Here is an 11,867-nt window from a genome sequence, read left to right on the forward strand (position 1 = left end):
TTTAATTAATGCTCGTTATTGTTGCAAAAACCATTGTATCGCTGATTTGTATAAGTCTGGTGGGTATTTTACTTGTCTATCGGACCGCAATAGAACAGTGGATTGCGCGTCAGAATGAGCGGTTATTGCTCGGTGGCGTTTGGGTGGCTACTCGGCTTGTGCCCTTTATCGTCATCTTTGTTATCGTTGGTTTTACGCCATTTTCAGACCTTGACGGTTTTTATAATCAGGCCCGTGAAGCGGTACAACTCAAAATGGTTTACCGCGATTTTTATTGCATGTATTCACCCTTCTTTCCGTACGTAAACGCGTTGGCATTGGGGTTTTGGATGGATAAAAAAGCCATTATCTTCATCATGATTCTTATCGAAGGTGGCGCATTGTGGGCTACCAATCGATATTTTCAAGCACTGTTGCCAAGTAGCGAACGAATATTCAAAAGCCTGATTTACTTGTTGTTGCCTGGGTCGCTGGTGTTCTGTGTGTTTGGTGGGCAAGAAGATGAGTGGATGTGGTTTTTGCTAATAAGTGCTTATTTGGTGTGGCAACGTACCAAGCGAGTGGAATGGTTTGGGGTAGGGCTGGTGGTTGGTTTTATGTTTACCAAAGCCGTTTTTATATTGGTGGGGCCTGCATTGTTGTTCTTGGTTCCAAAGCCCGTCAAATGGATTGGTGCGGCGGCGACGGCGGGAATTGTATGCTTAGGGGCGTTGTATTATTTTACCGAATTTCTGTGGTTGGAGCAGCCTTTGCACGAAGCCGCCACCCTTCGCGCGCCCAATTGGCTTTCAGTGCTAAATCCGCTTACGTTTGGGGTGCTTCAAGCTGGGGCCAAAGGTTGGAATTGGTTAGGATTGCTGACTACAGTGGGTGTGGGTGTAGGTTTGGCGTATCGTCTACAAAAAGTGGATTTCGTTCGGGCTTTTTCGGCGGTCTTTGTAGTAGTGTACGGCACCATGATGGTTGTGCAGCAAAGTGCTTACAGCAGCTATATATTCATATTTCTGTTGCCACTTACGTTTGTCTGGGTTGATTTTAGTAATCGAAAAGAAACGGTTATGTTTCTACTATTCAACGTATTATCGGTCATTCACCCTTCTTTGTGGTGGCGACTCAAAAGCCCTTACTACTCTTCTCCCGCCGCTATTTTTGCCCAGCCAATGTATATTCTGGACTATATCCTGCAAGTTGGTGTTGTGATTTGCACAATCTACTTTTTACGAATGGTTTGGAAAAAATCCCTTCTTCTGGCCCAATAATTCTGACTCAGAAGAAGGGATAAGGCCTATAAATCGTCTACTTTGAACACGCCTTCGAACACTTTGATGGCGGGACCAATGAGGTAAATATTGTCAAATTTTCCAGGGGCTTGGGCCACGAAAGACACCCGCAGGTTGCCGCCCCGGGTCTTGACGTTGATGGGTGATTCCATCTGCAAGCGGTCATGCGCCGACAGCGCGCAGGCCGTCACGCCGGTGCCGCAGGAGTAGGTTTCGTCTTCGACGCCGCGCTCGTAAGTGCGAACGTATAGTGAATCCTCGTTGAGTACTTCCACAAAATTGACGTTGGTGCCGCCAAGAGGACCATACACATCGCCGTATCGGATTTTTTTGCCTTCATTGAAGACTTCGGCGGCTTCGATATCTTCTACGTAGGTTACCAAGTGCGGTGAGCCAGTGTTCATAAAATCATCGTTGCCGTCGTGTTGAATACCCGATACATCAATCATGTTGAGGAATATTTCGTCTTCACAGGCCACGGCTTTGTGCTCACCGTCTACCGCAATAAACGTGGTGTTTTCCTCAAACAGACCTAAATCCTGCGCAAACCGAACGGTGCAGCGGCCGCCGTTGCCGCACATGCTACCTTCGCCGCCGTCGGCGTTGAAATACACCATCCGAAAATCATAGTTTTCGGCATTTCGCAATAAGATAAGTCCATCGGCTCCGATGCCAAAACGGCGGTGGCACAAAAAAGCAATCAGGTTTTTATCAACTGGAAACTGTTCGGCGCGGTCATCAATCATGATGAAGTCATTGCCGGTGCCTTGGTATTTTGAAAATGAAATCTTCATTGTTGGTTTTGGGATTAAATTAGGTACAAAAAAAGCCGCCTCTAAAGACAGCTTTTTATGACCACTCTGTGAAAGGAAATTATTTCTTCTCCTTAACACGAGCGGCTTTGCCTTGCTTACCACGAAGATAGAACAAACGTGCACGACGTACTTTACCGCGACGAATTACTTCGATTTTGTCGATACTTGGCGACAAAATAGGAATGATACGCTCAACACCTACACCGTTTGAAATTTTACGAACTGTAAACGTTTCGCCGTTTCCGCCGTTGTTACGACGTTGGATAACGGTTCCGGTAAATACCTGAATACGTTCTTTGGCACCTTCAATAATTTTAAGGTGAACGCTGATAGTATCTCCCGCACCGAATGCAGGATGGCTGTCGCGTCTTCCAGCGAATTCAGCATCTACCAGTTTGATTAACTCATTAGTCATTGTTTTAGTAAAATTGTAGCTTTTTCCAGCGGACGGCTTATCGGCCTTCATTCAAAAAAGCGAGTTTATCAGAAAAATTGCCCGCAAAAGTACTGTTTTCTACGGATAAATGCAATCGAAATGCAGGAGTTTTTAGCTTTAGTGAATGTTTTTTTTCCTGAATTGTTATCATACAAACGCAGGAAGCACTTTTTAGGCTAGATAATCGGCCACTTGTGTATCTTTGCTTTCCAAATGAACAGCACGCATGACCAAAATTACCGACTACATTCAGCAGGCCAACGGAAAAACTTTGTTTTCACTGGAAGTTATTCCACCACTTAAAGGGAGCAGTATCAAGGAGTTGTTGGCCAATATTGAGCCATTGATGGATTTTAAACCTCCATTTATTGATGTTACCTACCACCGGGAAGAGTACATCGAACAGATGCTCCCCGACGGGACCGTAAAACACATCGTAACGCGCAAACGTCCTGGAACTTTGGGAATTTGCAGTTCAATCATGCACAAATTTGGCGTGGATGCGGTTCCTCACGTACTATGTGGTGGATTTTCGCGGGAAGAAACCGAAGATTTTTTGATGGATTTACACTATTTGGGCATTGATAATGTGTTGGTTTTGCGCGGAGATCCCGCCAAGCCTTACAAGACCTTTAAACCCAAAACAAACGGCCACGAGTACGCCAGTCAATTGGTGGAGCAAGTAGCCAACATGAACAAAGGCCAATACCTGCACGAAGGTGTAGAAGCACTGGCACCGACCGATTTTTGCATTGGGGTAGCGGCGTATCCTGAAAAACACTTTGAAGCGGTTGATTTCGATGCTGATTTTGAGTATTTAAAACAAAAAATTGCGCTGGGAGCCGATTATATCGTTACGCAGATGTTTTTTGATAACAGCAAATATTTTGAGTTTGTAAAGCGCTGCCGGGAAGCGGGCATTACGGTTCCGATTATTCCGGGTTTAAAGCCGCTTTCAACCAAAAAACAACTGAGCGTTTTGCCTCGTATCTTTTACCTACACATGCCCGACGATTTTGTCAAAGCAGTGGAAGTTTGTGAAAACGATGCGCAAGCCAAACAGGTAGGAATTGAATGGTGTACGCAGCAGTGCAAAGAATTGATGGCTTTTGGCGTGCCTGTACTGCACTTTTATACGATGGGTAAGTCTGAAAATATTTACAAAATAGCGTCTCAGTTGTATTAATCTGAACGCAGAGAAACGAAAAAAGCCGCTCATTGAGCGGCTTTTTTCGTTTTGTTAGGTGTTGATTACTTATCGCCAGTACGACGAATCTCAACTTTTACTTCTGCCTTTGGGGCAATCACGGTGTCAGTTGTTTTTTTGGCAATCACCGTTTTTTCGTCAATGCTGATTTTGGTGTCTACCGTTGCATCCATGGTTGGCAGTAGAGAAATCAGGCGCTGATCGTTAAGTGAAAAAACGGGGGCCGTTGGTGTATACGTATCTTGCGTTGGCAAAGAAGCCAACAATTCTACAATCTGATTTTGTGTGCGGATGCTCTTTCCATCTTGAGCTACGGCAATATGTCCAAGTGATAAAACACTTAAAGCGGCGGTGATGATGAACGTTTTCATAATGGGTACTTTGTTTTAATTTAACGATTTAGCATTTGCTATTGGCTGTTATTCCTTTTTTGACACTGCAAAGGTGCAGGGTTCTGTCGACTTCGAAAAGTGAAATTGGATGAGTGGGGGTTTTTTAGTGATGAATGGCACAAAAAATGCCATTAAACCAAAATATATTCTGTTTTTATCTGTTTGTTGGTATATTATAAACAAAAAGTTATATATAAAATACGTTTTGTTATATATTAAACAAAATTATATTTTGTTTATAATTTGTTGAAATATGATAATGATACATTCTAACTTCCTGTTTTCTTACCAATAGAGTTTAAGTTATTTTATTGTACTATTTTTATTGCTTTTTGTAAAAATCATTGTTATTGAGATACTTATTGTTATTTTCACAGTCATAAGTGCTGTTATTCTATTCTTCCCTCTTTAACCTCTTATTTCTATGGCTTCAAGTGTCAAAACGCTTGCGTGGATTTTGCTCATTGGCTGGATGGGCGGGTCCACTTACTGGCACATTTGCAAAATCAAAATGTTATGTGACGGTCCTCCCGAAGTAAGTACCGCTACGCCCGCTGGTTATTCTGTCCCTGCCCTCAGTATAGTGGATGGAAACAATCTTAGTTTATCTTCGGCGATGAATTTTGGCTTTAAAAAGTCGATGCCCGAGCCTAATTATGCCAATGTTAAAAAAGAGTTGGATTCATTGGCGGCTTACCTAAAAGTAAATTCTGGCCGAAAACTGACAATTACTGGGCTTTATTCTTCTGTGGAACAAAATACCACCTCCTTCCCTGATTTAGGCTTAGCGCGCGCGGATGCCCTGAAACAGTATTTGGTACAGGCGGGAGTGCCAGGAAGTCAGTTGGTGACTGCAAGTAAATTGATTGACTTAACCTTCAGCGCCGACGACTCTACGCACGGGATGGAGTTTGGGTTTGACAGTTTGATGATTCCAAAAACGGAAGAGGCCCTTGCCGCGGCGGAGAAATACGAAAATGTATTCAAAACCATGGATTTGTACTTCAAAACCGCCAAAGCGGACTATATCAAAACGCCCGAGAATGAGAAATTTATCGAAGAAGCAATCAAATACCTAGCGGCCAATAAGGATAAAAAACTTGCCTTAACGGGTCATACCGACAACGACGGTACGGATGAAACAAACCTGAAGCTTTCTAAAATCCGGGCAGGCAGTGTGAAGGCATTATTGATGAAAAGAGGGATTTCAGAAGCCCAGTTGGTGACTGATGCCAAAGGCGAGTCGCAACCAAAAGCCTCCAACGACACTCCTGAGGGCCGTAAAGCCAACCGTCGGGTAAGTATTATTGTGCAATAAATTTGTCAATTCGGTAAAACTCCTATTTATATTATGTACTCACATTTTAATCCGTTTGCTTCGGGAGATGCCTGGTGGCAACATATATTGATGCTGGTGATAGCGGCTGTATTGGGTTACATCATTGGCTATATTTCGGCAAAAAGTAAGGCCGATAGTTTACGGGCAGAATTGCAGGCGCTCGAAATCGATATTGATGAATGTCAACAGAGCAAAAAGGAAGTAGGCGCGGTTACTCCGCCGGTCGCAAAGGCGGCGGCTGTTGTAGCTCCCCTTCCTGCGCCCGTTGTGGTCACTACGCCCGATGATTTGAAAGTCGTGGAAGGGATTGGGCCGAAAATTGAGAAATTGCTCAATCAAGAAGGTATTTTGACATTTGCTCAGTTGGCGAAAACCTCGCCAGAGCGAATCAAAGAAATCTTGGTGGCTGCTGGGCCCCGTTATCAAATGCACAACCCCGCCACGTGGCCTGAACAATCGGCACTAGCCCGCGACGGCCAATGGGACGCGCTCAAAACATGGCAGGATGAGCTCAACAAAGGCCGTACACATTAATGGTTTTACCCTCAAAATAGATTAATCACCATGATTATACTACAAGCTACTCCCATAAGTCAGAACTTTTGGATTGCAGGATTGGAAGCCCTCGCCCTGTTGGCCTTGGCGGCTTATATTGGCTGGTGGATTGCCCGCCGTACTTTTGCGGTTGAGTTGGCCAGTTTGGAAGCCGACGTTCATACCCGTCATAAAGAACTCAATGATTGCCACAAGAGTAAGTTGGCAGCCTCAACGCCTGCTCCCGGCCGAATTCCTGAGCCTGTTCAACCAGAAAGTCTTAGAGTGATGCCCGTAATTCCGAGTGAACCCGACGATTTGGAAATCATTGAGGGCATTGGACCCAAAATCGAGGAGTTGCTCAATCAGAAAGGGATTTTGACGTTTGCGCAGTTGGCCCAAAAGCCCGCCGAATCTATCAAGGAAATACTCAATGCGGCGGGGCCGCGTTTTCAGATTCACGACCCTACTACTTGGCCAGAACAAGCTTCTTTGGCCCGTGATGGGAAATGGGATGAACTCAAAAAATGGCAAGATGAGTTGAATAAAGGCAGATTGGATTGAGGTCATTTATTAATCAAAAAGCCCCGATTTTCGGGGCTTTTTGATTGAAGTAGAGGGCTTATTCAAAGAAAGGAACTCCTTTTGGGGCGTATTTACGCATACCCTCTTCGTTGATTTCCACACCGACCCCTGGTTTTTCAGAAAGCGGAATGTACCCGTCTTTCACCATTGGTCCGTCAAACGTAACGATTTCTTTGAACATCGGTTCTTCGTGGAAATAAATCTGCCACTCCAAAATCAAAAAATTAGGCACCGAAGCGCATACGTGGCTTGAAGCCATCGCCCCCAAATACGAAGCCACCATGTGAGGGGCAAAGGGCACGTAGTATAAGTTGGCGAGGTTGGCTATGCGCTGGCCTTCACCTAGCCCGCCGGCTTTTTGGAGGTCGGGCATCACTACGTCTACCGCCCCCAATTCCAACAGTTTTCGGAAGCCGTGCGCTAAATAGTGGTTCTCTCCCGCACAAATGGGCGTTTGGGTAGAGTCCCGGACGGTCTTATAGGCTTCGGGGTTTTCGGCGGGAAAGGGCTCTTCCAAAAACAATAATTTCAGCGGTTCCATCATCTTAGCTACGCGCTTGCCAGTGGTGGTGTCGTAGCGTCCGTGCATGTCCACACAAATGTCGATTTTGGGCCCGACGGCTTCCCGCACGGCGGCAATTTGGTTGTACATTCGTTCCAATTCTCCATTGCTTGCGGTCCAGTTGTAAGCGTCGTATTTGTTGGGGTCATTGCGCTCGTCAATGTCGTATTTTACAGCGGTAAAGCCCATTTTTACGGCGGCTTTGGCGCTTTCGGCAAAGGCGGCAGGGCCTGTTTGGGTGGTTCTGTACGCACCAGTATCGCAATAAACGCGGATTTTGTCCCGAAATTTTCCGCCCAATAACTGGTACACGGGCATTCCGAGCGCTTTGCCAGCCAAATCCCACAGGGCAGACTCGACCGCCGACAAAACCGCAATGTACATCCCCGCCTGCGCTCCTTCAAAAAAACCAGCCCGGCGCACATCTTCAAACAAGCGGTGTACATTGAGCGGATTTTTTCCCTTGATACGCTCGCCCATCATTTTGACCAGATGGTAAGTGCCGGGCGTTGCATCCACGCCTTCACCGCAACCGTGAATGCCCTGATTGGTATAAATTTTAACAAATAAACTGTGCCCGTTACGGATAAATCCACATTTAATATCGGTGATTTTTAAATCAGAAGGGGCAGAAGATTGGGGCGTGCGTTGGAGTGCAGTTTCAAGTCCTTGGCCATAACTGCTGAGGGTTGAAAGCCCCAAAGCGGTAGTAATGGCACTTTTGGTTAAAAAGTCGCGGCGGGAGGTCATTGGATTGTTGAAAGGTTAAAAATGGAAGGAAAAGGATTAACAATTTACCAAGTACGATTTTTCAAATATTCTTGAATTTGTTCTTTCGGTACAGGAAGCTCATTGATGTGTGAATTGAGCCATTTCGAAAAATCTTTTTCAATCTCGTCCGACCAGCGATTGTCGATTTGGCCCGCTGTGTATTTCTGCTCGCGGAGCCGTTCGTGGCCAAACATATCCCGCAGGCGCACGATTTCTGAAGTTGTTACTACCTTTTCGGCCAAATGCGGCGGAATAAACGTAACGGCCCCGTCGCGGCCCAGCACTACGTCGCCGGGCATAACCATTACCTTGCCAATGCGCGTGGGGTGATTAATGCCCACCAAGGTAGTATTCAGTTCGCCGTCAGGATTGTTGAGGTGGTGCGAAGGGTGATAAGTGCGGAAGAAAGAGGTAAAGCCACCGATTTCTTTCAGACCCGCAATGTCGCGAATGGCGCCTTCGTACACGATGCCGTTGCCCGTTTTGGCGTAGATAGAATTCCCTAAATTATCGCCGATGGTGGGGCCATTTTCGTGCGCTCCGAATTGGTCCACCACGTACACATCACCTTTGACGAGCAGGTCAATTGGCCATGAATTCTGCGACTTGATACGCCCGTCTTTTTCGTGTCCTTTTTTATCAATCACGCGGTGAACGTCTGGCCGCCCGGGCATAAACGTTGCGGTCAAGGCCCGGCCCACCAGCACGCTGTCGGGGTTGATGCATTGCCAGCCTTCGGCATATTGAAATTTGTAATTTGCCCCTTTCATCACCGCCCATGCTTCTTCGTGGGTGACGAGCCTCATGCGTTTGAGGAGTGCATCGGAGACTTTTGGGCGACCGTCGGCGAAGCGTTCTCCTTTCCATTCGGGGGTCAGAAAAAGGAGTTCTTCTTTAGAAATTTGTTGGGCAAACAGGGGTAAGGCGAGTCCCCCCCATAGAATAGCGGAGAAAAAGAGTGATTTCACAAGATACTAAGTTGAGGATGAAAGGTTTTACTTTAAAAGCCGATGCTCCTCAAAACTTACTTTTGCGCTATTTTTTCTATTAATGTTTCTGTTTTACGGGTTAAAATTAACCCTATTTCGCCGAAGGTTTTATTCCATAACTGCGCAATTCGTCGCGTATTTTTTTGACCCAACTAGCCTGCATTCCTTGGTTGATTCCGTGGTTGGTTTCGTCGTCGTATTGCTGCTGAAGCTGCGTATGAAGCCGAAAATATTCCAGATACTGATATTGAATCTCGCTACTAAAGTCTTCGACCGAAAATGTCATGCTTTGTACTTTTCTTTTGAAGCGCTCCGCTATGATGCGAGTCACGTCAAAATGAAGCTGTTCGTGGTCGAGAACGTAGTCGTTTTTGGAATCGGGCCGAACCCACGAGATGGTTTTGTCAATCCAAACTTTGGTCCGAACCCGCAGTTCTACGGTGCGATTTTTGACGGAGGAGCGAGCCTCAAATCCGAAACTTGTAAACACCTGCGCCGCCCAACGGTTAAACACACTGGGAGCACCCTGAAAATCCAACCATGTAAGCGGGCGATTGGGGTTATAATACACCAGTGAGTCGGCTTTGGCGGGCGCGATAAGGCTATCATCCTCGATAATGACGGTTACACTTTTCGCAAAAATATCGGATACGTTCACGCTTTGGGCGTACCATTTGATGAACCCCTTCAATTCATTTTCCAATAACCGCCTGATTTGGGGCTCAATAATATCCTCGGGCGCAATCCCGCTGCGGGTGTAGGTCGTGGTGGCATTGCCGCCGGTAAGGAAGACTCGTTTTCCGTCACGGTATGTTTCAAAGCCCAGATTCATTTTGATTTTTCCAGTTACTTTGGCGGGAGGGAGCAGGGTTTCACTTACTTGTAATTCTTTGATTACAAGAACAATGGGTGTTAGTGAGTCGGTGTTGGCGGGGTTGAAGTGCCGCCTTAAAAACTTGTCGATGGCGGGAGCCGTTCCACCCTGAAGCACGGCGGTTAGGGGCTGGGGCTTACTCCAAACCGTCCCGATATTGGTAGTGATGGGGCGGCTGTCAATGACTTCGACGATAAAAAAACCTTTGGGCTGTACGTTGAGCCTTTCGGGTTTGAGGGTGATGGTTTGGGTCTGCGAGAAACACGGCGTTTTGAGGGCGTATTGCATGATAAAAAACAACAAAACCCATGCGATACTACGCTGTATACCTTTCTTATTTGTTACTTTGTCTTTCATTACGTACGAATTACAACGAATACACGGCACTTTTAAACTCACTTTTCAAGAAAATGCGTCCTGCTTTTGACGATATATTTATGGAATTGGCCCAAAATCTGGCGCGGCGATCGCATTGCATCAAAGCGCAGGTAGGGTCTGTCCTCACCAAAGATACGCGGATTATTTCAATCGGTTATAATGGCCCTCCGTCGGGAACCCATAATTGTGATGAAGAATTTCCAGGTGTCGGTTGTCCACGAGATTCAAAAGGAAGTTGTTCTTTGGCCTTACATGCGGAGCAAAATGCCATTTTGTACGCGGTCAAAAATGGCGCAAATCTGGAAGGAACCACGCTGTATGTAACACTTTCGCCCTGTATCGCCTGCGCTCGGGTGATTTTTACGATGAAAATCAAGCGGGTTATTTATCTAAATTCTTACGCTGAATACAAAGGCATCGGTATTGATGAAGGAGTAGAGTTTTTGCGCAAGTTTGGGGTGGAAGTAGATCGGTACATTCCGAAAGAGAATGTTGAAAGTCAATTGTCTATTGACCATTTAAAATAACATTTTCTGCGCTTTTTCTGACAAAACCCAATCGATCATTCGTAATTGAACTTCGCCAATGAACTACCTTGCCCATTTTTATTTGTCTTTTGAGCAGGAACCATTAATCATTGGCAATTTACTGGGCGATTTTGCCCGTGGCCGTCTTGACCACCCGCGCAATGACCGATACAATTCGTCTATCAAGCAAGGTATTTTGTTGCACCGCCAGATTGATTCATTTACTGATTCTCATCCTTTGGGTCAGGCCTGCCGTCAGGCATTGCCCGACCATTTTGGCAAATACAAAGGCGTGATTACGGATATGTATTTTGATTATTTTCTGGCAAAACACTTTGCCGATTACCATCATTTATCACTAAAACACTTTACGACGTATGTGTACGGGGTGTTGGAAAAACACCGTTCGGTCTTGCCACAGGAAGCGTTCGGGTTGGTAGATTCGATGATTAAGTACGATTGGTTGTACAATTATCAGTTTCTGGAAGGCATGAATCGGTCGTTTGGTGGAATGTCGCGGCGATACCCGTTTTTGGCGGGTATTGAGCGGGCAGGAGCGGAGCTGTTTGAAAATGAAGCCCTCTATGAGCCGTATTTTCGCGCGTTTTTTCCTGATTTAATCAGCAGCTGCAAAGATTTTCTTTCGTACGATTAGATGAAATTTATCTAACTACTTTAACCATGTTTAATGAACCTACTCCTTTAAAAGAACTGATGAGCCACTTTCCGCAGGCGGGAGAGGTGATTTGGATTGGACTGCGTACGGCTACGCGACAAGAGATTAATATTGTGGAAGAAACCTACGCCCGTATCGGTACGGGATTGGAAGGCGACCGCTACAAAGGTACTGCCGATAGCAAACGTCAGGTGACGCTCATTCAGGCCGAACATTTGGCGGCCGTAGGGTCATATTTAGGGCGTGGAATCATTAATCCCGTGCTGACGCGACGCAATATCGTAGTGCAGGGAATCAACCTATTGGCACTCAAAGACCATCGCATTCAGATTGGAGAGGCTGTGCTTGAGATGACTGGGCTGTGCCATCCGTGCAGCCGTATGGAAGAAGTTTTGGGCCCAGGAGGCTACAACGCCATGCGCGGACACGGCGGCATCACTGCACGCGTGGTGCAGGAAGGAAGCATCAAAAATGGCGATAAGGTCACGGTTATTGACTAATA

Annotated in this window: 14 protein-coding genes; 8 read left to right on the forward strand and 6 right to left on the reverse strand. The window is 46.0% G+C overall.

Features of this window, described 5'->3' with window-relative positions:
* Positions 1–8: 8 nt before the first annotated feature.
* Entirely contained in the window at positions 9–1,259 is a 1,251-nt protein-coding gene (locus NCI00_RS11120) for a hypothetical protein (protein ID WP_253527468.1), read from the forward strand.
* A 26-nt stretch (positions 1,260–1,285) separates the two neighbouring features.
* On the opposite strand, the gene dapF is transcribed toward NCI00_RS11120, so the two are convergent.
* Both dapF and rplS read right to left on the reverse strand, forming a co-directional pair.
* Positions 1,286–2,074, reverse strand: coding sequence for a diaminopimelate epimerase (dapF, locus tag NCI00_RS11125; RefSeq protein ID WP_166560494.1), 789 nt, complete (start codon positions 2,072–2,074; stop codon positions 1,286–1,288).
* A 79-nt stretch (positions 2,075–2,153) separates the two neighbouring features.
* Entirely contained in the window at positions 2,154–2,510 is a 357-nt protein-coding gene (gene rplS / locus NCI00_RS11130) for a 50S ribosomal protein L19 (RefSeq protein WP_041343967.1), read from the reverse strand.
* 247 nt (positions 2,511–2,757) lie between these two features.
* Between rplS and metF the strand changes: the two genes are divergently transcribed.
* The gene (gene metF, locus NCI00_RS11135; RefSeq protein WP_253527471.1) at positions 2,758–3,717 is read left to right on the forward strand and encodes a methylenetetrahydrofolate reductase [NAD(P)H]; all 960 of its coding nucleotides are present in this window, start codon (positions 2,758–2,760) and stop codon (positions 3,715–3,717) included.
* 65 nt (positions 3,718–3,782) lie between these two features.
* Here the strand turns inward: metF and NCI00_RS11140 are convergent, their stop codons facing one another.
* On the reverse strand, positions 3,783–4,109 hold the full coding sequence (locus NCI00_RS11140) for a hypothetical protein (RefSeq protein ID WP_253527475.1): 327 nt from the start codon (positions 4,107–4,109) through the stop codon (positions 3,783–3,785).
* A gap of 445 nt (positions 4,110–4,554) precedes the next feature.
* Between NCI00_RS11140 and NCI00_RS11145 the strand changes: the two genes are divergently transcribed.
* The 3 genes from NCI00_RS11145 to NCI00_RS11155 are packed head-to-tail and all read left to right on the forward strand — an operon-like array spanning position 4,555 to position 6,567.
* On the forward strand, positions 4,555–5,448 hold the full coding sequence (locus NCI00_RS11145) for an OmpA family protein (protein WP_253527479.1): 894 nt from the start codon (positions 4,555–4,557) through the stop codon (positions 5,446–5,448).
* Positions 5,449–5,481: 33 nt separating this feature from the next.
* Positions 5,482–6,003: a helix-hairpin-helix domain-containing protein gene (locus NCI00_RS11150; RefSeq protein ID WP_253527482.1), complete on the forward strand. Its 522-nt coding sequence runs from the start codon at positions 5,482–5,484 to the stop codon at positions 6,001–6,003.
* A gap of 30 nt (positions 6,004–6,033) precedes the next feature.
* Positions 6,034–6,567, forward strand: a complete 534-nt coding sequence (locus tag NCI00_RS11155) for a helix-hairpin-helix domain-containing protein (protein ID WP_253527484.1) — start codon at positions 6,034–6,036, stop codon at positions 6,565–6,567.
* Positions 6,568–6,625: 58 nt separating this feature from the next.
* Here NCI00_RS11155 and NCI00_RS11160 read toward each other — a convergent pair whose 3' ends face one another.
* The 3 genes from NCI00_RS11160 to NCI00_RS11170 all read right to left on the reverse strand — a co-directional run bounded on the left by NCI00_RS11160 (position 6,626) and on the right by NCI00_RS11170 (position 10,141).
* Positions 6,626–7,900 (reverse strand): mandelate racemase/muconate lactonizing enzyme family protein, encoded by a 1,275-nt coding sequence (locus tag NCI00_RS11160; RefSeq protein ID WP_114459108.1) that lies wholly within the window; start codon positions 7,898–7,900, stop codon positions 6,626–6,628.
* 44 nt (positions 7,901–7,944) lie between these two features.
* A complete protein-coding gene (locus tag NCI00_RS11165; protein ID WP_253527486.1) occupies positions 7,945–8,889 on the reverse strand; it encodes an RraA family protein in 945 nt (314 codons plus the stop codon).
* A gap of 112 nt (positions 8,890–9,001) precedes the next feature.
* Entirely contained in the window at positions 9,002–10,141 is a 1,140-nt protein-coding gene (locus tag NCI00_RS11170; protein ID WP_253527488.1) for a DUF922 domain-containing protein, read from the reverse strand.
* Positions 10,142–10,194: 53 nt separating this feature from the next.
* Between NCI00_RS11170 and NCI00_RS11175 the strand changes: the two genes are divergently transcribed.
* From NCI00_RS11175 to NCI00_RS11185, 3 genes are read left to right on the forward strand one after another with little or no spacing between them, the layout of a single operon-like run.
* Positions 10,195–10,689, forward strand: coding sequence for a deoxycytidylate deaminase (locus NCI00_RS11175; protein ID WP_114070497.1), 495 nt, complete (start codon positions 10,195–10,197; stop codon positions 10,687–10,689).
* 58 nt (positions 10,690–10,747) lie between these two features.
* Positions 10,748–11,344, forward strand: a complete 597-nt coding sequence (locus tag NCI00_RS11180; RefSeq protein ID WP_253527490.1) for an acyl carrier protein phosphodiesterase — start codon at positions 10,748–10,750, stop codon at positions 11,342–11,344.
* 26 nt (positions 11,345–11,370) lie between these two features.
* Positions 11,371–11,865, forward strand: a complete 495-nt coding sequence (locus NCI00_RS11185) for an MOSC domain-containing protein (RefSeq protein WP_253527492.1) — start codon at positions 11,371–11,373, stop codon at positions 11,863–11,865.
* Positions 11,866–11,867 lie beyond the last annotated feature (2 nt).

The sequence above is a fragment of the Runella salmonicolor genome (assembly GCF_024158025.1).
In the GTDB taxonomy this organism is placed as follows: domain Bacteria; phylum Bacteroidota; class Bacteroidia; order Cytophagales; family Spirosomataceae; genus Runella; species Runella salmonicolor.

Coding starts and splice junctions, on each gene's coding strand:
- NCI00_RS11120 (WP_253527468.1), top strand. CDS start 9: ATGCTCGTTATTGTTGCAAAAACCATTGTATCGCTGATTTGTATAAGT.
- NCI00_RS11160 (WP_114459108.1), bottom strand. CDS start 7,900: ATGACCTCCCGCCGCGACTTTTTAACCAAAAGTGCCATTACTACCGCT.
- NCI00_RS11140 (WP_253527475.1), bottom strand. CDS start 4,109: ATGAAAACGTTCATCATCACCGCCGCTTTAAGTGTTTTATCACTTGGA.
- rplS (WP_041343967.1), bottom strand. CDS start 2,510: ATGACTAATGAGTTAATCAAACTGGTAGATGCTGAATTCGCTGGAAGA.
- NCI00_RS11175 (WP_114070497.1), top strand. CDS start 10,195: ATGCGTCCTGCTTTTGACGATATATTTATGGAATTGGCCCAAAATCTG.
- metF (WP_253527471.1), top strand. CDS start 2,758: ATGACCAAAATTACCGACTACATTCAGCAGGCCAACGGAAAAACTTTG.
- dapF (WP_166560494.1), bottom strand. CDS start 2,074: ATGAAGATTTCATTTTCAAAATACCAAGGCACCGGCAATGACTTCATC.
- NCI00_RS11145 (WP_253527479.1), top strand. CDS start 4,555: ATGGCTTCAAGTGTCAAAACGCTTGCGTGGATTTTGCTCATTGGCTGG.
- NCI00_RS11170 (WP_253527488.1), bottom strand. CDS start 10,141: ATGAAAGACAAAGTAACAAATAAGAAAGGTATACAGCGTAGTATCGCA.
- NCI00_RS11150 (WP_253527482.1), top strand. CDS start 5,482: ATGTACTCACATTTTAATCCGTTTGCTTCGGGAGATGCCTGGTGGCAA.
- NCI00_RS11155 (WP_253527484.1), top strand. CDS start 6,034: ATGATTATACTACAAGCTACTCCCATAAGTCAGAACTTTTGGATTGCA.
- NCI00_RS11185 (WP_253527492.1), top strand. CDS start 11,371: ATGTTTAATGAACCTACTCCTTTAAAAGAACTGATGAGCCACTTTCCG.
- NCI00_RS11180 (WP_253527490.1), top strand. CDS start 10,748: ATGAACTACCTTGCCCATTTTTATTTGTCTTTTGAGCAGGAACCATTA.